The organism is Cupriavidus sp. 10L45 (assembly GCF_056395225.1).
Window position 1 is genome coordinate 392,364 of sequence record NZ_JBFTJC010000005.1, and the last position, 20,868, is coordinate 413,231.

Below are 20,868 nucleotides of genomic sequence, written 5' to 3' on the forward strand. Positions count from 1 at the left end.
GATGAAACCGACTCTCTCCGCTCCCCCGCTGCAAGACGTGCGCCGGCCGCTTTGGCTGGCGGCGCTGGGCTGGCTCGTGGCGCTCGCCGTGCTGGCCGTGGCGCCGCTGCTGCTGACCGCCGACAGCCACAAGTTCTATATCGAGCTGCTGAGCAAGGTGATGATCATGGCGATCTTCGCGCTCTCGCTCCAGTTGCTGATTGGCTACACCGGGCTGGTGAGCCTGGGCCATGCCGCCTACTTCGCCGTGGCGGCCTATGCCACGGCCATGCTCGCGCCCGAGGGCGGGGCCGGCAACGGCTGGCTGCTGCTGCTGGGCGCGCTGGGCGCTGCGGGGGCGCTGGCGCTGGTGGTGGGGGCGCTGGTGCTGCGTACGCGCGGCGTGTACTTCATCATGGTTACGCTGGCCTTCGCCCAGATGGTCTATTTCGTGTTCCACGATACGAAGATCGCCGGCGGCAGCGATGGCACCTATATCTACTTCCGGCCCGAATTCAGCCTGCTGCGGGACCGGCCGCTGACCGTCAACGACCCGGTGAACTTCTACTGGCTGGTGCTGGTGGCGCTGGTGCTGACGGTGGTGGCGCTGGCGGTGCTGCTGCGCTCGCGCTTCGGCCACGCGCTGGTCGGCATCCGTCATAACGAGCAGCGCATGCGGGCGGCCGGCTATGCCACCTATCGCTACCAGCTCGGCGCGTTCGTGGCCGGTGGCGTGTTCGCGGGGCTGGCGGGCTATCTCTACGCCATCCAGTTCGGCTTCGTGAACCCGGAAATCGCCTCGTGGCACCAGTCGGGCAATGCCATGCTGATGGTGATCCTGGGCGGCGTGGGCAGCCTGGCCGGCGCGGTGCTGGGCGCGTTCTCGTTCGTGCTGCTGGCCGAATGGTTCAGCACGCTGACCAAGCACTGGCAACTGCTGATGGGCGGCTTCATCATCGTGGCCGTGGCGTTGCTGCCGCGCGGGCTGGTCAGCGTGCCGGCCGTGCTGCGCCAGCGTTCGCCGCGCCGGCGCGGCAATGGTGGGGCGGCAGGCGAGGCCGCTGCTGACAGCCACGCGCGCAGCCGGGAGGCCGTATGACGGAAGCCATCCCCGTGTTGCAGGCCGAAGGGCTGACGCGCCGCTTCGGCGGGCTGACCGCCGTGGACAGCGTGACCCTGACCCTGCGCCTGCACGAGATCCACGCGGTCATCGGCACCAACGGCGCCGGCAAATCCACCCTGATCAACATGCTGTCCGGCGAACTGCCGCCGTCCACCGGCCGCCTGCGGCTGCAGGGCGAGGACGTGACCGGCTGGAGCCAGCCCCGGCTGGCGCGGCAGGGCATCGGCCGCAGCTACCAGCGCAACAACATCTTCCTGCCGCTGACCGTGCGCGAGAACTGCCGGCTGGCGGCGCAATCACGCGCGCAGCGGGCCTGGCGGCTGTGGGAGCCGGCGCAGGCCTGCCGCACCAGCCGCGCGCTGGCCGACGAAGCCATGGAGCGCGCCGGCCTGGCCGCGCACGCCGGGCGTCTCGCCAGCGAACTCGCCCACGGCCAGAAGCGCCAGCTCGAAGTGGCGATGTGCCTGGCCACGCAGCCCGTGGCGCTGCTGCTGGACGAGCCGCTGGCCGGCATGGGCGCCGAGGAATCCGCGCGGATGCTGGACCTGCTGCGCGGCCTGCGCGACGGCCACGCGATCCTGCTGGTCGAGCACGATATGGAGGCGGTCTTCGCCGTAGCCGACCGCATCACGGTGATGGTCAACGGCGCGGTCATCGCCACCGGCGATCCGGCCGCGATCCGGGCCAACGAGGCGGTGCAGCTGGCCTACCTCGGGGAAGAAGAAGGGGCCCACGCATGAGCGCGGCATCGCCGGACATCATCGACGCCATCGGCGTGAACGCCTGGTACGGCTCCAGCCATGTGCTGCGCGGGGTGGACTTCCACGTCGGCGCAGGCGAGACCGTGGGCCTGCTGGGCCGCAACGGCATGGGCAAGAGCACGCTGCTGCGGACCCTGCTGGGCCATGTGCGCCAGCGGGAGGGCGATATCCGCGTGGCGGGCCGGGATGTGTCCCGCGCCCAGCCGCACGAGGTGGCGCGGCTCGGCATCGCCTACGTCCCCGAAGGGCGTGGCATTTTTCCGAATCTGTCGGTCCGGGAAAATTTGTTGATGGCGGCGCGGGCGGGTTGCCATGGCCGCAAGGACTGGGACGAGGCGCGCGTGCTGGACCTGTTCCCCCGGCTCAAGGAGCGGCTGTCCCATGGCGGGCAGCAGTTGTCGGGCGGGGAGCAGCAGATGCTGTCCATCGGCAGGGCGCTGATGACCAACCCGGACTGTCTGGTGCTCGACGAAGCCACCGAGGGTCTGGCGCCGAAAATCGTGCGGGAGATCTGGCACGTGATCGAGACGGTGCGGGCCACCGGCATCGCCTCGGTGGTGGTGGACCGCAACTACCGCGCCGTGCTGGCCCATGCGGACCGCGTGGTGGTGCTGGAGAAGGGGCAGGTGGTACTGGCCGGCCCCGCCGCCGATCTGGCCGCCGCGCCGGCTGCGCTCGACCGCTACCTCGGCGTTTGAACCGTCCTGCATCAAGTAACGCATCGATCTCTTTTGTGGTCGTGCCGCAACGGTGGTGCGCGGTGCGGCGCACCCTTCGGGGGCCAATCCGCCCGAATCCGCCTTGACCCGCCGCCGCTTCTTTCCCATCCTTGATCGGTCACCGAGCCCGCGATGGGCATCTTCCACAGTGGTCGTATTAGTTCACTTCATCTAGAATGCGCCCGTTTGTGCAATGCAATAGAGGCCACTAAGCCCCCGAGCGGCCGGAGCCGCTTGCGTGAGAGAACCCGTGCCCAGAACGTCACATTGTCTGGGGTGCCATCCATGGCCGGGGAGGCGCAAGCCGGTCCACCAGACCCAAAACAATGACTCAATCCGCAACCAGTCACTATTTCGTCGAGAGTCCGAGTACCCGGGCCCTCGTCATCGCCGCTATCGGCGTCGTCTTCGGCGACATCGGCACCAGCCCGCTCTACGCCCTCAAGGAGTGCTTCAGCAAGGAGCACGGCATTCCGTTCACGCCGGACGCCGCGCTAGGCATCATCTCGCTGCTGTTCTGGGCGATGATCATCGTGGTGTCGCTGAAGTACGTGGTCTTCGTGATGCGTGCGGACAACGATGGCGAAGGCGGCGTGCTGGCGCTGATGGCGCTGGTGCTACGCACCGCCACGCCGCGCTCGCGCAAGGCCCGCATGCTGATGATGATGGGCATCTTCGGCGCGTGCATGTTCTACGGGGATGCGGTCATCACGCCGGCCATCTCGGTGCTCTCGGCGGTGGAGGGCCTGGAGATCGCCGCGCCGCAGCTATCGCACTTCGTGATCCCGATCACGCTGGTGATCCTGACCATCCTGTTCCTGATCCAGCGGCACGGCACCGCCACCGTGGGCAAGTTCTTCGGCCCGATCATGACGATCTGGTTCATCACGCTCGGCGCGCTGGGTATCTACAACCTGATCCAGGCGCCCGGCATCCTGGCGGCGGTGAACCCGCTCTATGGCGTCAATTTCCTGATCGACCACTCGCTGCAGGCGTTCATCGTGCTGGGCGCGGTGTTCCTGGTGCTGACCGGGGCGGAGGCGCTCTACGTAGATATGGGCCACTTCGGCGCGCGGCCGATCCGCATCGGCTGGTTCATCCTGGTCATGCCGTGCCTGATGCTGAACTACTTCGGCCAGGGCGCGATGCTGCTCCAGAACCCGGCCGCCGCCGTCAACCCGTTCTACCTGATGGTGCCGGAGCCGCTGCTGATTCCGATGGTGCTGCTCTCGACCTGCGCCACCGTGATTGCCTCGCAGGCGGTGATCTCCGGCGCGTTCTCGCTGACCAGCCAGGCGATCCAGCTCGGCTTCGTGCCGCGCATGCGCATCCGCTACACCTCGGCGGCCGAGATCGGCCAGATCTACCTGCCGGTGATCAACTGGATCCTGCTGGTGCTGGTGATTGCCGTGGTGATCTCGTTCAAGAAATCGGAAAACCTGGCCGCGGCCTACGGCATTGCCGTGACCACGACGATGCTGATCACCTCGTTCCTGGCCGCCTTCATGATGCGCAGCGTCTGGAAGTGGAACCCGGTGCTGGTGGCCCTGCTGGCCGGTGGCTTCCTGCTGGTGGACCTGACCTTCTTCGCGGCCAACCTGCTCAAGGTGGCCGAGGGCGGCTGGTTCCCGCTGCTGATGGGCAGCGTGGCGTTTTTCCTGCTGATGACGTGGTACAGCGGCCGCAAGCTGCTGCGCGCGCGCAGCCTGGAGGACGGCATTCCGCTGGAGCCGTTCATCGCCGGCCTGCTGGCGCACCCGCCGCACCGCGTGGAGGGCACGGCCGTGTTCCTGACCGGCAATACCGAGTCGGTGCCGGTGTCCCTGCTGCACAACCTCAAGCACAACCGGGTGCTGCACGAGCGCGTGGTGTTCCTGAGCTTTGTCACGCGGGACATCCCGTTCGTGGATGACGACCATCGCCTGACCTGCAAGGATCTCGGCGGCGGCGTGTTCATCCTCAAGTCCGAATACGGCTTCAAGGAGACCCCGGACGTGCAGCGCGTGCTGGACCTCGCGCAGCGCAAGCTGGGCATGTCCTTCGAGCTGATGGAGACGTCGTTCTTCATCGCCCGCGAGTCGGTCATTCCGTCCAAACTGCCGGGTATGTCGATGTGGCGGGAAAGTCTCTTCGCGTGGATGCATCAGAACGGCGCCAAGCCGTCTGACTTCTTCTCGATCCCGGCGAACCGGGTGGTGGAGTTGGGGACCAAGGTCGAAATCTGACCGCTCCGGGGCGGCGCTTCGCCTATACATGAGAACCCGGCCAGCGGAGTAGGGCCCGCTGGCCGGGTTTCTTTTTGCCCCCGGGAGCCTCTCATGTTCAGATTCTGCACGGTACGCAGCTGGCGCCGGATGGCGGTCGCCATCGGCCTGATGACGGGCGTCGGCCAGTTCGCCAGCGCGGGCACGCCAGTGCCCAACCCCTTCCTGGCCGCCCCCACCTACGCCATCACCCATTTCGATTCGTCCCAGAGCGACACCTTCCCCTATGCGGTGACCGGCGGCTCGCGCACCGTGGCGCCACCGCCGCCGTTGCAGCTTTCCCAGGCGACGAACGGGCCGGTCAACATCATGACCTTCGCGTCGACATCGCCCAACTACATGTGGGGCGTGTCGCCGACGGGCGTGACCTATATCTCGGTGGCCAACGACGCCTTCACGCCCGTGGCGCGGGCGCTCCTGCCGGGCGCGACGGCCACGTTGCAGACCACCTTGCTCGGCCTGCTGACCAATCCGATCGGCACCATCGCCCAGGCCCAGGCCATCGTGGCGCAGTTGCTGCCCACCGGCGGCATCCCCAGCGCCTACGGCGTGGTGGACAACAACAACGTCCTCTATATCAATAGCGGCAACCAGATCCTGGCCCTCGCGCTGAACGTGCCGGCCGTGCCCCTGCTGGGGATCAGCGTGGTGCGGTCGCTGAACGCCACCACCTTCCTCCAGCCCGGCGAGAACCTGGCCGGCGTGGTGATGACCTATGACGGCAAGCTGGTGGTGCTGGGCACGCGGTCCGTGTCGATTGTCGACCGGTCGTTCACGGGGCCGGTGCATACGGTCACGCTCGGCGCGGACGAGAGCGTCAGCAATTCCGCCGCCGTCGACGAGAACAATGGGATTTATGTCGTTTCCGACAAGATCTTGAGAAAACTCGTCTGGACCGGCAGCGCGCTGTCCCAGAACGCGGCGGACGGCGCGTGGAGCAGCGCCTATCCCAGCGGCGACACCTTCCCGACCATCTTCGGCTCAGGCTCGGGCAGCACGCCGACCCTGATGGGCTTCGGCACCGATCCCGACAAACTCGTGGTCATCACCGACGGCCTCACACGCATGAGCCTGCTGGCGTTCTGGCGCGACCAGATTCCCGCCGGCTTCACCAACCGCCTGGCGGGGCAGATCCAGGTGAATTGCGGCTTGCCGGCCGGGTACGCCATCCAGACCGACCAGTCGGTCGCGGTGAACGGTTACGGCGCCTTCGTCGTCAATAACGTGTCTGCGGCGGACGGCAGTACCGGAAGCGGGACGAGTGCGATTGTGGATGGACTGATCCGGGGGCCGCTGCTGCCGTCGCCGATTGGCGTCGAGCGCTTCGCGTGGAACCCGCTGACCCATGCGTGGGCCTCGAGCTGGGCGCGCAGCGACATTTCGTCGAACTCGATGGTGCCCGCCATCAGCGCGGGCTCGAACCTCGTGTTCACGAACGGCTACTACCAGAACGGCTGGGGATGGGTGGTGACGGGGCTGGACTGGAATACCGGCGCCACCGTGCACCAGACCATCCTCGGAACCGGGATCTGGGGCAACGGCTTCTACGCGGTGATGCAGTTCCTGCCGGATGGCGACCTGCTGTTCAACAGCATCATCGGACCCACGCGGGTCCAGCAGCCCAGCGGGATCATCAATCCGCTGTGAGGGGGGGGGGCGGGGCGGCCGGCCCGGTGTGTGGGGTGGCCGCCCGGGTGGATCAGCGCTTGAGCTTGGCGAAGGCTGCCGCCATGGCGCCGGCCACTTCGGGTTCGCGCTTGCCGCCGCCGAACCCCTTGCCGCCACCACCGCCACCGCCATGGCCACCGTGGCGCTGGCCGCCGCGGTGATCGCTCCGTTCGCCACCGGCGCGGGGCGCGGCCTGGCCCGGCTCGTCGTCCATACGCATGGTCAGGCCGATGCGGTTGCGCTTGACGTCCACCTCCATCACCTTGACCTTGACGATCTGGCCGGCCTTGACCACCTCGTGCGCGTCTTTCACGAATTTGGTGGAAAGCGCCGAGATGTGGACCAGCCCGTCCTGGTGCACGCCGATGTCCACGAAGGCGCCGAAGGCGGCCACGTTGGTCACCACGCCTTCGAGCACCATGCCCGGCTGGAGGTGCTTGATGTCCTCCACGCCGTCCTGGAACGTCGCGGTCTTGAACTCGGGACGCGGGTCGCGGCCCGGCTTCTCGAGTTCGGTCAGGATGTCACGCACCGTCGGCAGGCCGAAGGTCTCGTCGGTGAACTGCTGGGCGGTCACGCCGCGCAGCGCGTCGCGGTTGCCCATCACGTCGGGCAGGCCCTTCTTGATGTGATCCAGAATGCGCTGCACCACCGGATACGCTTCCGGGTGGACCGACGAGCGGTCCAGCGGGTTGTCGCCCGTGTTGATGCGCAGGAAGCCGGCGGCCTGCTCGAACGTCTTGTCGCCCAGGCGCGGCACCTTCTTGAGCGCATCGCGGTTCGGGAACGCGCCGTTGGCATCGCGGAATTCGACGATATTGCGCGCCAGCACCGTGTTCAGGCCCGACACGCGGGCCAGCAGCGGGGCCGAGGCGGTGTTCACGTCCACGCCCACGGCGTTCACGCAGTCTTCCACCACGGCGTCCAGCGCGCGTGCCAGCTCGCGCTGGTTCACATCGTGCTGGTACTGGCCCACGCCAATCGACTTCGGATCGATCTTCACGAGTTCGGCCAGCGGGTCCTGCAGGCGGCGGGCGATCGACACCGCGCCGCGCAGCGACACGTCAAGCTCCGGGAATTCCTTGGCGGCCAGCTCGGAAGCCGAGTAGACCGAGGCGCCGGCCTCGCTGACCACGATCTTGGTCAGCTTCAGTTCCGGGGCGCGCTTCATCAGGTCCTGCACCAGCTTGTCGGTCTCGCGGCTGGCCGTACCGTTGCCGATGGAGGCCAGCGCCACGTTGTGCTGCTTCGCCAGGCGGGCCAGCGTGGCCAGCGAGCCTTCCCAGTCGCGGCGGGGCTCGTGCGGGTAGATCGTGGCGGTGTCCAGCAGCTTGCCGGTATGGTCGACCACGGCGATCTTGCAGCCGGTGCGGATGCCCGGGTCGATGCCCATCACCGACTTCGGGCCGGCCGGCGCGGCCAGCAGCAGCTCATGCAGATTGCGGCCGAAGATCTTGATGGCCTCGTTCTCGGCGGTTTCGCGCAGTTGCGTCAGCAGTTCGGTCTCGATATGCGGCTGCACCTTCACGCGCCAGCACCAGCGGCACACGTCGCCCAGCCACTTGTCGGCCGGACGGTTCCGGTTCTCGATGCCCACATGGCGCGCGATCATGCCTTCGCACGGGTGCGGCACCATCGCGTCCTGTTCCTCGCCCAGGCCCAGCTTCACCATCAGCACGCCCGCGTTGCGGCCGCGGAACAGCGCCAGCGCCCGGTGCGACGGCACGGTGCGGATGGTCTCGCTATAGGCGTAGTAATCGCGGAATTTCTCCTCCTCGGCGCCTTCCTTGCCTTCCATCACCGTGGAGGCGACCACGCCGTGGTTCCACAGGTGCTCGCGCAGCTTGCCTAGCAATTCAGCGGTTTCGCCGAACTGTTCGGAGAGGATGTCGCGCGCGCCGTCCAGCGCGGCCTTGACGTCGGGCACGCCGCCGTCGGCGGTGGGGTTGCCGTTGACGAACTTGGCGGCCTCGGCCTGCGGGTCCAGCGTGGGATCGGCCAGCAGCGCCTGGGCCAGCGGCTCCAGGCCGCATTCGCGGGCGATCTGGGCGCGCGTGCGGCGCTTGGGCTTGTACGGCAGGTACAGGTCTTCCAGCGTCTGCTTGGTGTCGGCGGCCTCGATGGCGGCGCGCAACGCGTCGGTCATCTTGCCCTGTTCCTCGATCGACGCCAGGATCGTCGCGCGGCGGTCCTCCATGTCGCGCAGGTACAGCAGGCGCTCCTCGAGGTTACGCAGCTGCGTATCGTCCAGGTTGTCAGTCACTTCCTTGCGGTAGCGGGCGATGAACGGCACGGTGGCGCCTTCGTCCAGCAGCGCGACGGCTGCCGCCACCTGGCGCGGTTGCACGGACAGTTCTGCCGCGATGAGCGACACAATCTTTTGCGAGACGGAAGCAGGCAAGTTGGACATCGGGAAACTAGTCGGTCGAAAGCGGGGCATTTTGCCACAAGCGCACGGCGCTGCCGGTGACGGGAAGACGGCTTTTCACGTGCCTGTTCCGCGACACCGCGCCCGGGCGGGCCACCCAACCCCGCGCCAGCCCCGTGCCAGCCTCCCCCGGACCCCACCCTGGGCCCACCCCGGCCCCGGATCGGACACATGTTGCAACGTTTGCCGGTGGGGCTGACAAGGCCCCCGGATGCTAGAATTCGGCCATGATCGTCAAGCCCCGTTCGGCCGCCGTGGCCCATCTCGTCTCCACCCCCGTCCTTGCCGCAATGTGCGCCGCCCTGTTGCTGGCCGCACCGGCTCTGGCGCAGACCAAGAATCCGCCCCCGCGCGACTTCGAGGCCGAGCGCAAGGCGATTGGCGACTCCCGCGCGTGGACCAATTACCGCTTTGCGGAGGCCGAGCGCGCCTGCTACGGCAAGTTCCTCGTGAACAGCTGCATCGACAAGGCCAAGGACGTGCAGCGCGATGAACTCCACGTGCTGCGCGCCAAGGAGCTGGAAGTGGGCGACGCCGAACGTGCCTGGAAGGCCGCCGAGCGCGACCGCGAACAGGCGCTGCGCCAGGCTGAGTACGAGGCCGGCCAGCCGGGCCGCGCCGCCAACGAGGCCGCCAGCCGTGCCTCCTACGACCGCAAGCAGCAGGAACAGGCGCTGCGCGACGCCCAACAGGGCGCCGACGCGCCCCAGCGCGCCGCCAACGCCGAAAAATACAACCAGAAGCAGTCCGACTTCGACGCCAAGATGAACGAGGCGAAGCAGAAGGGCGCCGACCAGGCCCGCCAGCGACAGGAAAACACGCGGGCCTACCAGCAGAAGCAGGCGGACGCCGCCCAGCGCCAGAAGGACCTGGACGAGCGCCGCGCCAATGCCGAGGAAAAGAAAAAGCAGGGCCAGGGTTCCACCCCGAGCCCGTTCGGGTTCTGACCGGCGTGACAGCCCAGGCTGTCGGCGCAGGCCGGACGATCCACGGGGAGCCGCTACATGGATGAGAATCTCAACACACTGGCGCGGCAGATCATCGAACTGCAAATCGAGCATCGCGATCTCGATTTCCTGATCGATCACCTGTCCGAGGACGCCGCCCACGACGAACTGCAGCTGCGCCGGCTCAAGAAGCGCCGGCTCAAGCTCAAGGACGCCATCACGCTGTTGCAGCTTCAGCTCGAGCCGGACGTACCGGCCTGAATTCCCGCAGGCGCCCCCCGCGCGCCACGCCTTTGCAGAAAACTCATTTTGTCTGAACCGACCGACGACGCGCTTCCCGAATCCGCCGAAACGCCATCCCCTGAAGCGCTGCCGCAGGACGACCACACCTCGCTGAACGAGGCGGTGGCCGCCGCATCGGCCAACCAGGCGGCTACGCAGGCGGCGCAACTGGCGACGATCTTCGCCGATACCGGCACGCTGGCCACCGGCATTCCCGGCTACCGGCCGCGCGCGTCGCAGCAGAAGATGGCCGAGGCCGTGGCGGGTGCCATCGCCCAGAACGACTCGGTGATCGTCGAGGCGGGCACGGGCACAGGCAAGACTTTCGCCTACCTCGTCCCGGCCATGCTGTGGGGCGGCAAGGTGATCCTGTCCACGGGCACCAAGAACCTCCAGGACCAGCTGTACCTGCGCGACATTCCCACGGTGCGCAAGGCGTTGAACGTGCCGATCTCGGTCTCGCTGCTCAAGGGGCGCGCCAACTACCTGTGCCACTACCACCTCGAGCGCGCGCAGGCAAACGGCCGGCTGGCGTCGAAGCAGGACGCGGCGTGGCTGCGGGATATCGCCCGCTTCGCCAAGACCACGACCTCGGGCGACAAGGCCGAACTGGCTGCCGTGCCCGAAAACGCGCCGGTCTGGCAACTCGTGACCTCCACGCGCGACAATTGCCTGGGCAGCGAGTGCCCGCAGTACAAGGAATGCTTCGTGATGCGCGCCCGCAAGGAGGCGCAGCAGGCCGACGTGGTGGTGGTGAACCATCACCTGTTCTTTGCCGATGTGGTGCTGCGCGACACCGGCATGGCCGAATTGCTACCCGCCGCCAACACGGTGATCTTCGACGAAGCCCACCAGTTGCCGGAAACCGCGACGCTGTTCTTCGGCGAGACGCTCTCCACCAGCCAGTTGCTGGAACTGGCGCGCGATACCGTGGCGGAAGGGCTCTCCCATGCACGCGATGCCGTGGACTGGGTGGCGCTGGGCGGCCCGCTGGAGCGAGCGGCGCGTGACCTGCGGCTGGCCTTCGGCAGAGACAATTTGCGGCTGGCGCTGGGCCAGATCGAATCCGATCCGCGCACGCGCGAGCCGTTCTTCGAGACCCTCGACGCGCTGGACAGTGCGCTGTCCGATTTCGTCGAAGCACTAGAGAGCCAGGCCGAACGCGCGGAGTCGCTCGAACAATGCCACCGCCGGGCGGTGGAACTGGCCCAGCGGCTGGCCGCCTGGCGCGACGACCGAGTGGCGCCCGCTCCGGCCCCGGCTGCGCCGGCGGAAGATGAGGGCGATGGCGGGAGCGAAAGCACGCCGCCGCCCGCGCCGGTGTCCCTGGGCCCGGAAACCGTGCGCTGGGTCGAGGTGTTCTCGCATACCGTGCAACTGCATCGCACGCCGCTGTCCATCGCGCCGATCTTCACGCGCCAGCGCGAGGGCCAACCGCGCGCCTGGGTCTTTACCTCGGCCACGCTGTCCGTGAAGGGCAACTTCACCCACTACGCGGCCCAGCTCGGGCTGGACAAGGAGCGGTCGCTGACGCTGCCGAGCCCGTTCGACTACGCGAAGCAGGGCCTGCTCTACGTGCCGCGCAACATGCCGGCGCCGCAGTCGCCCCAGTTCACCGAAGCGGTGGTCCATGAGGCCCTGCCGCTGATCGAGGCCGCGGGCGGCCGCACCTTCCTGCTCTGTACCACGCTGCGCGCGGTGCAGAAGGCATCGGACATGCTGTACGAGCTGTTTGCCGAGCGCGGGCTCAACCTGCCGCTGCTGGTGCAGGGGCAGGCGAGCCGGACCGAACTGCTGGATCGCTTCCGGCAACTCGGCAACGCGGTGCTGGTCGGCAGCCAGAGCTTCTGGGAGGGGGTGGATGTACGCGGCGAGGCGCTGTCGCTGGTCATCATCGACAAGCTGCCGTTCGCCCCGCCCGACGACCCGGTGCTGGCCGCCCGGATGGAGGTCCTGCAGAAGAAGGGCCTGAGCCCGTTTGCCGTGCACCAGTTGCCGCACGCGGTTATCACGCTGAAGCAGGGCGCCGGGCGGCTGATCCGTTCCGAGTCCGACCGGGGCGTGCTGGCGATCTGCGATACCCGGCTCGTGGAGAAGCCCTACGGCCGCCAGATCTGGCAGAGCCTGCCGCCGTTCACGCGCACGCGGGAGGCAGACACCGTCATCCGCTTCCTGGAGGGTCTGCGCAAGGCCGAGCCGGCGCCGGCGGACGAGCCGGCAGACGAGCCAGCGGACGAATAAGCGCCAAAAAAAAGACCGACGATTCGTCGGGCTTTTTTTACCTGCGGGCGAGGCTCAGAACACTTCCCACCAGGACTTGTCTTTCCGGCGCGAGCCGTACTTGACGAAGTCGCTGTTCGGATAGTTGCGCTCCATCACGCGGGCCGCGTCGTCGCGCAGATCCTTCATGCCGAGCGAATCGTACGAGCGGACCATGATGTACAGCGCTTCCTCGTTGGCCGGCGCGCCGTCGTAGTCCTTCAGTGCCTGCTGGGCCCGGTTCACGGCCGCCAGGTAGGCGCCACGGCGATAGTAATAGCGGGCGGCATGCACTTCATGCTGGGCCAGCGCGTTGACGATGTACTGCATCCGCAGCGTCGCGTCCGGCGCGTACTTGCTGTCTGGGTAGCGCGTGATCAGGATCTGGAAAGCGTCGTAGGCGGCACGCGCGGCCTTGGGATCGCGCTCGCTCAGGTCCTGGCCGGAGAAGCGGCCCAGCCAGCCAAGGTTGTCGTTGAAGTTGATCAGGCCCTTGAGGTAGTAGGCGTAATCGATGTTGGGATGGCTCGGGTGGAGCTGGATGAAGCGGTCGACGGCGGCCAGCGCGGCGGCGGTCTCGCCATCCTTGTAGTTGGCGAACGCGGTGTCGATCTGCGCCTGCTGGGCGTAGCGGCCGAACGGGTAGCGGCCTTCCAGCTTTTCATAGAGCTTGACGGCACGTGTATAGTCGCCGCCATCCAGCGCATCCTTGGCTTCCGAATATAATTTGTTCGCCGACCAGCCGGCCGTTTCGTCGGGTTGGTCGCCAAGCAGGCCGCATGCAGACAGCATGAGGCAGCCGCCTGCGAGCAAAATCGCTCCAACTCTCGCGCGCCAGTTCGCGCGTTTCATGCTCTGCAATTGCATTGGGCAACCTGTTCCGGATGAAAAATAGCGTCAAGCATTATAGCCCAAGCCCTAAGGCCGAAAACGGTCCGGCGAACGATTCCCCGGCGGATGTCGATTCCCCGCTGGACACCGATGATTTCAACGACGATCTCGGCGATGTCAGCGAAGACGGCGGCGCGGTGATGGCCACGCCGGCCACCGCGCCGGACCAGCCGCCTTTGTACCTTGAAGTGGATAGTGCTGCACATGGCGAGCGGTTGGACAAGCTGCTCGCGCGGCATTTCAGCGAATTCTCCCGTAGCCGCATCCAGCAATGGATCGAGGAAGGCGCCGTGCGGGTGGATGGCGAGCCGAGCCGCGCCAAGGCATCGGTCCAGATGGGCCAGCAGATCGAGATCCAGCCGCAGGTCGCGCCCGAGTCGCTCGCCTTCACGGCCGAGGACGTGCCGCTGGACGTGGTCTTCGAGGACGCCACGCTACTCGTCATCAACAAGCAGGCCGGGCTGGTCGTGCATCCGGCCGCCGGCAACTGGAGCGGCACGGTGCTAAACGGCCTGCTGCACCGCGACCCGGCCGCGGGGCGGCTGCCGCGCGCCGGCATCGTGCATCGGCTGGACAAGGAAACCTCGGGCCTGATGGTCGTCGCCCGTACGCTTACCGCGCAGACCGACCTCGTGCGCCAGCTGGCCGCCCGGACCGTCAAGCGCACCTACCTCGCGCTGGTCTGGGGCGAGACGCCGGACGAGGGCACCATCGACGCCCCCATCGCCCGCGACCCGCGCGAGCGCACGCGCATGGCCATCGTCCATACGAATAGCGGCAAGCCGTCGCGTACGCACTTCAAGACGCTGGGCACGGTGCCGCTGGGCCGCGGCAAGGTGTCGATGGTGATGTGCCAGCTCGAAACCGGCCGCACGCACCAGATTCGCGTGCATTTCGAGTCGATCGGCCATCCGCTCGTGGGCGACCCGGTCTATCACAAGGCCACCAAGCGCGGCCAGCGCCCGGCCATCCGCGTGACGCTGCCGGTGCCGTTCGAGCGCCAGGCGCTGCATGCGTGCAAGCTGGGACTGGTGCATCCGGAGAGCGGGCGCAAGGTGTCGTGGGAGGTTGAGCCGCCCGAGGACATGCTGGACCTGATCGAGGCGCTCGACTTTGAAGGCTACGCCGCGCGGCCGGTCGAGGACGACGATGACGACTTCGACGACGATGACGACCATGACGTCGAGATCATCTACGTAAGGGATGACGATGACGCTTGAGCGGCAACCCGGCTGGATCGTGCCGGACTGGCCGGCGCCGGCCCGCGTGCGGGCGCTGTCCACGACCCGGCAGGGTGGCGTGAGCGTCGGCCCCTACGGGCTGGCCGATGGCAGCCCGGGCGGGCTCAATCTCGGTACGCATGTGGGGGACGACCCGTCCGCCGTGGCGGAGAACCGTGCCCGGCTGGCGGCGCATCTGCCTGCCATGCCGCGCTGGCTCGAGCAGGTGCACGGCTGCGCCGTGGCGACCGCCGACGGGGTGGAAGACGGGGTGGAAGACGGGGAGGGCGGTGTGCCGCGTGCCGACGCCAGCATCGCCACCACTCCCGGCCACGTCTGCGCGATCATGACGGCGGACTGCCTGCCGGTGTTGCTGTGCGATGCGGCGGGTACGGTGGTCGGTGCCGCCCATGCCGGCTGGCGCGGGCTCTGCGACGGCGTGATCGAGGCCACCCTGGCGCGCATGGCCGCGCAGGCCGGCCCCGGTTCGGAATGGCTGGCGTGGCTGGGCCCGGCCATCGGCCCATCGGCATTCGAAGTGGGCGCCGAGGTTCGGGAAGCGTTCCTGGCCCAGGCCCGCGAAGCGGAGCGGCCGGCCGTCGAGGCGGCGTTCCGCCCCGGCGCGCTGGGCAAGTACTGGGCCGATCTGTACGCGCTGGCGCGTACGCGGCTGGCGCGCGCCGGCTGCACGCGGGTCTACGGCGGCGATGCCTGCACCGTGGCCGACGCCGCGCGCTTCTACTCCTACCGCCGCGACCGCACCACGGGTCGCATGGCCACGCTGGTCTGGCTAGCGGCCTGACCCTTCCGTTTCCTCGACGGGCTTCGGCCCGGCTTGCCCGGCCGCCTGTTCGGCCGCCTCGCGCGCCTGGCGCCGGCGCCGCCGGCCGGGCGTTCCCATGATGTAGATGATGATCGATACTGGCGCCACGCCGTAGCACAGGAACGTGGCGACCCCGGCCACGAGGTTCGTCTCGGTAATCGACATCATCAGGGCCACGTAGATCCAGCCGATTGCGACGATATACATCAGGCGTTCATCTCTATCTGTTAAAAGTACGGTGGCGTCACGTGGCAGCCGGAAATGGTCCTCGGACTGCCCGCGAACCCGCGTCAGGCTTACCGTCCGGTAGGTCGGGGATGCGTTTCCCGCACGCGCGTTCGCAATGCGGAATTCCGCATTGACAGCGTCTACATTGCAAGGCAACAATGCCTTCAAATGTATCGGAACCGAGGAAGTTCTCCAGGGTTTCGCCGGCAAGCATAGCGTATGACCTGGCGCCGCCAATGCGGCGTCCCGGTCTGGGTGACCAGATCATCCAGAGGCGCAACCCGGAATCGGGGCGGGTCGGGAGACAGTTACCCCGAGCCCGTCTACCCATCACGACGGCAGAGAGACGAATACATCATGGCGACCGGCAAAGGTGCGGCAGCTTCCAGCGCGGAAGACAAGTCCCAACCGTTTCAGTTTGCGCCGGGGCCATTCGATCCAGCTGCATGGCTGGAATGGTCCCGTCAGTGGGCTCCTGAAATCAACGGCAAGCTGCCGCCCGGTTTTCCGTCAGGCATGCCGAACGGCGTGCCCGGCGCGTTCCCGGGCTTTCCCGGCGGCGATGCATTTGCCAAGGCGTTCCAGGGTGCATTCCAGGGCCCGGCAGGCGCCGGCCTGAAGATCCCGCCGACGTTGCTGGCTCAGATCCAGGAACGCTACCTGAAAGACTTCTCCGAACTCTGGCGTGAAATGGGCGCGGCTGCCGTGCCGAACGGCGCAGCCGGTGGCAACAGCAACGGCGATGCCGAGGCCGCCAGTCAGCGGCTGTCCGATCGCCGCTTCGCCAGCGCGGCCTGGCGCAACAACGCGCCGTACCGCTACGCCGCCGCGTTTTACCTGCTGACCGCCCGCACGATGACCGAGCTGGCCGACGCCGTGGAGGCCGACGCCAAGACCCGCCAGCGCATCCGCTTCGCGGTGTCGCAGTGGGTGGACGCGATGTCGCCCGCCAACTTCCTCGCCACCAATCCGGACGCCCAGCAGCGCCTGATCGAATCGGGCGGCGAATCGCTGCGCACCGGCATGCGCAACATGCTCGGGGATCTGACCCGGGGCAAGATCTCCCAGACCGACGACACCGCCTTCGAGGTGGGCCGCAACGTGGCCGTGACCGAGGGCGCGGTGGTCTATGAGAACGAATATTTCCAGCTGCTCCAGTACAAGCCGCTGACCGACAAGGTCCACGCCCGGCCGCTGCTGCTGGTGCCGCCGTGCATCAACAAGTTCTACATCCTCGACCTGCAGCCCGAAAGCTCGCTGGTCCGCTACGTGGTGGAGCAGGGCCACACGGTCTTCCTGGTGTCGTGGCGCAACCCCGATGCGTCGATGGCCGAGCGCACCTGGGACGACTACATCGAGCACGCGGCCATCCGCGCGATCGAGGTGGCACGGGACATCAGCGGGCAGGACAAGATCAACGTGCTCGGCTTCTGCGTGGGCGGCACCATCGTCGCCACGGCATTGGCCGTGCTGGCCGCGCGCGGCGAGCGCCCGGTGGCCAGCCTGACGCTGCTGACCGCGCTGCTCGACTTCACCGACACCGGCATCCTGGACGTATTCGTCGACGAACCGCACGTGCAACTGCGCGAGGCCACCATCGGCGGCGCTGCCGGGGCCCCGTGCGCGCTGCTGCGCGGCGTGGAGCTGGCCAACACGTTCTCGTTCCTGCGGCCGAACGATCTGGTCTGGAACTACGTGGTCGACAACTACCTCAAGGGCAACACGCCGGTACCGTTCGACCTGCTGTTCTGGAACGGCGACGCGACCAACCTGCCCGGCCCGTGGTACTGCTGGTACCTGCGCCATATGTATCTGCAGGACGAACTGAAGGTGCCCGGCAAGCTGAGCGTCTGCAACGCGCCGCTGGACCTGGGCGATATCGACGTGCCGACCTATATCTATGGCTCGCGCGAGGACCACATCGTGCCGTGGACGTCTGCCTTCGCTTCCACCGGCCTGCTGAAGAACAAGCTGCGCTTCGTGCTTGGCGCGTCCGGCCATATCGCCGGCGTGATCAACCCGCCGGCCAAGAAGAAGCGCAGCCACTGGATCAACGAGGCGCTGCCCGGCTCGGCCCAGGAATGGCTGGCCGGCGCCGAGGAAAAGCCCGGCAGCTGGTGGCCGGACTGGATGGCCTGGCTCGGCAAGCAGGCCGGCGCCAAGCGCGCCGCGCCGGCCGACTATGGCAACGCCCATTACCGGGCCATCGAACCCGCACCGGGCCGCTACGTCAAGCAGCGCGCCTGAACGTTTTCCGCCGGGGCCGGTTCCGTGGGACCGGCCCGGGGTTTCGTACCGATTGGCTTCACGCTATCTCGAAAGGACTTCAAATGACCGACATCGTCATCGTTTCCGCAGCCCGCACCGCAGTTGGCAAGTTTGGCGGCTCGCTGGCCAAGATCCCGGCACCGGAGCTGGGCGCCCTCGTCATCAAGGCCGCGCTCGAGCGCGCCGGCGTGAAGCCGGACCAGGTGAGCGAAGTCATCATGGGTCAGGTGCTGACGGCTGCCGCCGGCCAGAACCCGGCGCGCCAGGCCTCGCGCAAGGCCGGCCTGCCGGACATGGTGCCGGCCATGACCATCAACAAGGTGTGCGGCTCCGGCCTGAAGGCCGTGATGCTGGCCGCCAACGCCATCATCGCCGGCGAGGCGGAGATCGTCGTGGCCGGCGGCATGGAAAACATGAGCGCCGCGCCGCACGTGCTGCCCGGCTCGCGCGACGGCTTCCGCATGGGCGATACCAAGCTGGTCGACTCGATGATCGTCGACGGCCTGTGGGACGTGTACAACCAGTACCACATGGGCATCACGGCCGAGAACGTCGCCAAGGAGTACGGCATCACGCGCGAGGCGCAGGACGAGTTCGCCGTGGGCTCCCAGAACAAGGCCGAGGCCGCCCAGAAGGCCGGCCGGTTCGACGAGGAAATCGTGCCGGTGCTGATTCCGCAGCGCAAGGGTGACCCGGTGGCGTTCAAGACCGACGAATTCGTGCGCCAGGGCGCCACGCTGGACAGCCTGTCCGGCCTGAAGCCCGCCTTCGACAAGGCCGGCACGGTGACCGCCGCCAACGCCTCTGGCCTCAACGACGGCGCCGCCGCCGTGGTGGTGATGTCGGCCGCCAAGGCCAAGGAGCTGGGCCTGACCCCGCTGGCCACCATCAAGGCCTACGCCAACGCCGGCGTGGACCCGGCCGTGATGGGCATGGGCCCGGTGCCGGCCAGCAAGCGCTGCCTGTCGCGCGCCGGCTGGGAAGTCAAGGACCTGGACCTGATGGAAATCAACGAAGCCTTCGCCGCGCAGGCGCTGGCCGTGCACCAGCAGATGGGCTGGGACCAGTCGAAGATCAACGTCAACGGCGGCGCCATCGCCATCGGCCATCCGATCGGCGCGTCCGGCTGCCGCATCCTGGTGACGCTGCTGCACGAAATGAAGCGCCGCGACGCCAAGAAGGGCCTGGCCTCGCTGTGCATCGGCGGCGGCATGGGCGTGGCACTGGCCGTGGAACGGAACTAAGTCAGACCGATCTGGCCGAAAACGAGTATTTGAGTTGCACTGAGGGGTAGCCGGCGGCAGGAGACATGGTTTTGGCCGTCGGCGTCTATAACAGAGATCGGTGCCCTTGCATCGATCAGCGAGCCAACAGGAGTGGATATGACTCAGCGCATTGCATATGTGACCGGCGGCATGGGCGGCATCGGAACCGCCATTTGCCAGCGCCTGGCCCGTGACGGCTACAAGGTGGTGGCGGGCTGCGGCCCGAATTCGCCGCGCCGCGAGAAGTGGCTCGAACAGCAGCGCGCGCTCGGCTTCGAGTTCGTGGCGTCCGAGGGCAACGTGGCCGACTGGGATTCGACCAGGACCGCCTTCGACAAGGTCAAGGCCGATGTCGGCGAGGTGGACGTGCTGGTCAACAATGCCGGCATCACCCGCGACGTGGTGTTCCGCAAGATGACGCGTGCCGACTGGGACGCGGTGATCGACACCAACCTGACGTCGCTGTTCAACGTGACCAAGCAGGTCATCGACGGCATGGCGGACCGCGGCTGGGGCCGCATCGTCAATATCTCGTCGGTGAACGGGCAGAAGGGCCAGTTCGGTCAGACCAACTACTCGACGGCCAAGGCCGGCCTGCACGGCTTCACCATGGCGCTGGCGCAGGAAGTGGCCACCAAGGGCGTGACGGTCAACACGGTGTCGCCGGGCTATATCGCCACGGACATGGTCAAGTCCATCCGCCAGGATGTGCTGGACAAGATCGTGGCGACGATTCCGGTCAAGCGCCTGGGTCTGCCGGAGGAAATCGCGTCGATCTGCGCGTGGCTGGCTTCGGACGAATCGGGCTTCTCCACGGGCGCCGACTTCTCGCTCAACGGCGGCCTGCACATGGGCTGACCGACCGCTGGCTGCGCGGCGCGCGGCCGGCCTGCTGCGGCGCACCGAGCGCGCTGCAGCAGGCCGGAAGCGTGCCACGGCGCACCTCGGAAAACGGGCCGCCTGGCTGCCAGGACGGCCCGTTTTGCATACGATGCTGCGGGTTTTCCTTAATCGGGGTGGCTTTTCTTAGTGCTTTCTTGAGCATAGAATCAGGTCAGCGGCGCCCCCGGCACCAAACTAGAGCGCGGCGCGGGCGCCCCCAATTGCGCAGTGCATCGCATGCGGTGCAGCAGCGCGCAGCAGCAGATGCGCACCCCCTGCATCAGCGACGACAAAGGATAGAGCACCGATGGCCACGACCAAAAAAGGCGCAGAGCGACTGATCAAGAAATACCCGAATCGCCGGCTCTACGACACGCAGACCAGCACCTACATTACGCTCGCGGACGTCAAGCAGCTGGTCATGGATTCCGAGGAATTCAAGGTCGTGGACGCCAAGTCCGGCGATGAACTGACGCGCAGCATCCTGCTGCAGATCATTCTGGAAGAGGAAACCGGCGGCGTGCCGATGTTCTCGAGCCCCATGCTGTCGCAGATCATCCGCTTCTACGGCCATGCCATGCAGGGCATGATGGGCACCTACCTGGAAAAGAACATCCAGGCGTTCATCGACATCCAGAACAAGCTGGCCGAGAACTCGAAGGGCCTCTACTCGGGCGAAGCGTTCAGCCCGGACATGTGGTCGCAGTTCATGAACATGCAGGGCCCGATGATGCAAGGGATGATGAGCAACTACATCGAGCAGAGCAAGAATCTGTTCGTGCAGATGCAGGAACAGATGCAGAGCCAGGCCAAGAACATGTTCGGCACGTTCCCGTTCAACCAGCAGGAAAAGAAGTAAGC

General features: G+C 67.2%; 17 protein-coding genes. 14 read left to right on the top strand and 3 right to left on the bottom strand.

Features of this window, described 5'->3' with window-relative positions; genetic code table 11:
* Window position 1 precedes the first annotated feature (1 nt).
* From AC1DFU_RS11910 to AC1DFU_RS11930, 5 genes are all read left to right on the top strand, one after another.
* On the top strand, window positions 2–1,078 hold the full coding sequence (locus AC1DFU_RS11910) for a branched-chain amino acid ABC transporter permease (protein ID WP_092292909.1): 1,077 nt from the start codon (window positions 2–4) through the stop codon (window positions 1,076–1,078).
* A complete protein-coding gene (locus AC1DFU_RS11915) occupies window positions 1,075–1,842 on the top strand; it encodes an ABC transporter ATP-binding protein (protein WP_441591150.1) in 768 nt (255 codons plus the stop codon). Before AC1DFU_RS11910 ends, AC1DFU_RS11915 begins: the two co-directional genes overlap by 4 nt.
* Complete coding sequence (locus tag AC1DFU_RS11920; RefSeq protein ID WP_441591149.1) at window positions 1,839–2,561, top strand: branched-chain amino acid ABC transporter ATP-binding protein; 723 nt, start codon at window positions 1,839–1,841, stop codon at window positions 2,559–2,561. Before AC1DFU_RS11915 ends, AC1DFU_RS11920 begins: the two co-directional genes overlap by 4 nt.
* A gap of 347 nt (window positions 2,562–2,908) precedes the next feature.
* On the top strand, window positions 2,909–4,807 hold the full coding sequence (locus AC1DFU_RS11925; RefSeq protein WP_092292915.1) for a potassium transporter Kup: 1,899 nt from the start codon (window positions 2,909–2,911) through the stop codon (window positions 4,805–4,807).
* Window positions 4,808–4,900: 93 nt separating this feature from the next.
* Window positions 4,901–6,493 carry a hypothetical protein gene (locus AC1DFU_RS11930; RefSeq protein ID WP_441591148.1) on the top strand — a complete coding sequence of 531 codons (1,593 nt, stop codon included), beginning with the start codon at window positions 4,901–4,903 and terminating at the stop codon, window positions 6,491–6,493.
* 52 nt (window positions 6,494–6,545) lie between these two features.
* Here AC1DFU_RS11930 and AC1DFU_RS11935 read toward each other — a convergent pair whose 3' ends face one another.
* Window positions 6,546–8,924: a Tex family protein gene (locus AC1DFU_RS11935; RefSeq protein ID WP_092292919.1), complete on the bottom strand. Its 2,379-nt coding sequence runs from the start codon at window positions 8,922–8,924 to the stop codon at window positions 6,546–6,548.
* A gap of 245 nt (window positions 8,925–9,169) precedes the next feature.
* Between AC1DFU_RS11935 and AC1DFU_RS11940 the strand changes: the two genes are divergently transcribed.
* The 3 genes from AC1DFU_RS11940 to AC1DFU_RS11950 are packed head-to-tail and all read left to right on the top strand — an operon-like array spanning window position 9,170 to window position 12,412.
* A complete protein-coding gene (locus AC1DFU_RS11940; RefSeq protein WP_092292921.1) occupies window positions 9,170–9,889 on the top strand; it encodes a hypothetical protein in 720 nt (239 codons plus the stop codon).
* Window positions 9,890–9,946: 57 nt separating this feature from the next.
* Window positions 9,947–10,150 carry a DUF465 domain-containing protein gene (locus AC1DFU_RS11945; RefSeq protein WP_092292923.1) on the top strand — a complete coding sequence of 68 codons (204 nt, stop codon included), beginning with the start codon at window positions 9,947–9,949 and terminating at the stop codon, window positions 10,148–10,150.
* A gap of 48 nt (window positions 10,151–10,198) precedes the next feature.
* On the top strand, window positions 10,199–12,412 hold the full coding sequence (locus AC1DFU_RS11950) for a DNA repair helicase YoaA (protein WP_092292925.1): 2,214 nt from the start codon (window positions 10,199–10,201) through the stop codon (window positions 12,410–12,412).
* Window positions 12,413–12,466: 54 nt separating this feature from the next.
* Here AC1DFU_RS11950 and AC1DFU_RS11955 read toward each other — a convergent pair whose 3' ends face one another.
* Window positions 12,467–13,297, bottom strand: a complete 831-nt coding sequence (locus AC1DFU_RS11955) for an outer membrane protein assembly factor BamD (RefSeq protein ID WP_092292926.1) — start codon at window positions 13,295–13,297, stop codon at window positions 12,467–12,469.
* 17 nt (window positions 13,298–13,314) lie between these two features.
* On the opposite strand from AC1DFU_RS11955, the gene AC1DFU_RS11960 reads away from it, so the two are divergent.
* Together AC1DFU_RS11960 and pgeF are read left to right on the top strand one after the other, a co-directional pair.
* Window positions 13,315–14,541 (top strand): RluA family pseudouridine synthase, encoded by a 1,227-nt coding sequence (locus AC1DFU_RS11960; protein WP_092293319.1) that lies wholly within the window; start codon window positions 13,315–13,317, stop codon window positions 14,539–14,541.
* Window positions 14,531–15,343 carry a peptidoglycan editing factor PgeF gene (gene pgeF / locus AC1DFU_RS11965; protein WP_441591176.1) on the top strand — a complete coding sequence of 271 codons (813 nt, stop codon included), beginning with the start codon at window positions 14,531–14,533 and terminating at the stop codon, window positions 15,341–15,343. Before AC1DFU_RS11960 ends, pgeF begins: the two co-directional genes overlap by 11 nt.
* Here the strand turns inward: pgeF and AC1DFU_RS11970 are convergent.
* Window positions 15,332–15,571, bottom strand: coding sequence for a hypothetical protein (locus AC1DFU_RS11970; protein ID WP_441591147.1), 240 nt, complete (start codon window positions 15,569–15,571; stop codon window positions 15,332–15,334). The two genes, pgeF and AC1DFU_RS11970, sit on opposite strands and share 12 nt — an antisense overlap.
* Window positions 15,572–15,949: 378 nt before the next feature.
* Here AC1DFU_RS11970 and phaC point away from each other — a divergent pair, with 378 nt between their 5' ends.
* The 4 genes from phaC (at window position 15,950) to phaR (ending at window position 20,866) form a co-directional block, all read left to right on the top strand.
* Window positions 15,950–17,839: a class I poly(R)-hydroxyalkanoic acid synthase gene (gene phaC, locus AC1DFU_RS11975; RefSeq protein ID WP_092292932.1), complete on the top strand. Its 1,890-nt coding sequence runs from the start codon at window positions 15,950–15,952 to the stop codon at window positions 17,837–17,839.
* A gap of 83 nt (window positions 17,840–17,922) precedes the next feature.
* Entirely contained in the window at window positions 17,923–19,104 is a 1,182-nt protein-coding gene (locus tag AC1DFU_RS11980) for an acetyl-CoA C-acetyltransferase (RefSeq protein ID WP_092292934.1), read from the top strand.
* Between the two features lie 138 nt (window positions 19,105–19,242).
* On the top strand, window positions 19,243–19,983 hold the full coding sequence (locus AC1DFU_RS11985; protein WP_092292936.1) for a 3-ketoacyl-ACP reductase: 741 nt from the start codon (window positions 19,243–19,245) through the stop codon (window positions 19,981–19,983).
* Window positions 19,984–20,314: 331 nt separating this feature from the next.
* Entirely contained in the window at window positions 20,315–20,866 is a 552-nt protein-coding gene (gene phaR / locus AC1DFU_RS11990; RefSeq protein ID WP_092292938.1) for a polyhydroxyalkanoate synthesis repressor PhaR, read from the top strand.
* Window positions 20,867–20,868: the final 2 nt, after the last annotated feature.

Coding starts and splice junctions, on each gene's coding strand:
- AC1DFU_RS11910 (WP_092292909.1), top strand. CDS start 2: ATGAAACCGACTCTCTCCGCTCCCCCGCTGCAAGACGTGCGCCGGCCG.
- AC1DFU_RS11915 (WP_441591150.1), top strand. CDS start 1,075: ATGACGGAAGCCATCCCCGTGTTGCAGGCCGAAGGGCTGACGCGCCGC.
- AC1DFU_RS11920 (WP_441591149.1), top strand. CDS start 1,839: ATGAGCGCGGCATCGCCGGACATCATCGACGCCATCGGCGTGAACGCC.
- AC1DFU_RS11925 (WP_092292915.1), top strand. CDS start 2,909: ATGACTCAATCCGCAACCAGTCACTATTTCGTCGAGAGTCCGAGTACC.
- AC1DFU_RS11930 (WP_441591148.1), top strand. CDS start 4,901: ATGTTCAGATTCTGCACGGTACGCAGCTGGCGCCGGATGGCGGTCGCC.
- AC1DFU_RS11935 (WP_092292919.1), bottom strand. CDS start 8,924: ATGTCCAACTTGCCTGCTTCCGTCTCGCAAAAGATTGTGTCGCTCATC.
- AC1DFU_RS11940 (WP_092292921.1), top strand. CDS start 9,170: ATGATCGTCAAGCCCCGTTCGGCCGCCGTGGCCCATCTCGTCTCCACC.
- AC1DFU_RS11945 (WP_092292923.1), top strand. CDS start 9,947: ATGGATGAGAATCTCAACACACTGGCGCGGCAGATCATCGAACTGCAA.
- AC1DFU_RS11955 (WP_092292926.1), bottom strand. CDS start 13,297: ATGCAATTGCAGAGCATGAAACGCGCGAACTGGCGCGCGAGAGTTGGA.
- AC1DFU_RS11960 (WP_092293319.1), top strand. CDS start 13,315: ATGAAAAATAGCGTCAAGCATTATAGCCCAAGCCCTAAGGCCGAAAAC.
- pgeF (WP_441591176.1), top strand. CDS start 14,531: ATGACGCTTGAGCGGCAACCCGGCTGGATCGTGCCGGACTGGCCGGCG.
- AC1DFU_RS11970 (WP_441591147.1), bottom strand. CDS start 15,571: ATGTATATCGTCGCAATCGGCTGGATCTACGTGGCCCTGATGATGTCG.
- phaC (WP_092292932.1), top strand. CDS start 15,950: ATGGCGACCGGCAAAGGTGCGGCAGCTTCCAGCGCGGAAGACAAGTCC.
- AC1DFU_RS11980 (WP_092292934.1), top strand. CDS start 17,923: ATGACCGACATCGTCATCGTTTCCGCAGCCCGCACCGCAGTTGGCAAG.
- AC1DFU_RS11985 (WP_092292936.1), top strand. CDS start 19,243: ATGACTCAGCGCATTGCATATGTGACCGGCGGCATGGGCGGCATCGGA.
- phaR (WP_092292938.1), top strand. CDS start 20,315: ATGGCCACGACCAAAAAAGGCGCAGAGCGACTGATCAAGAAATACCCG.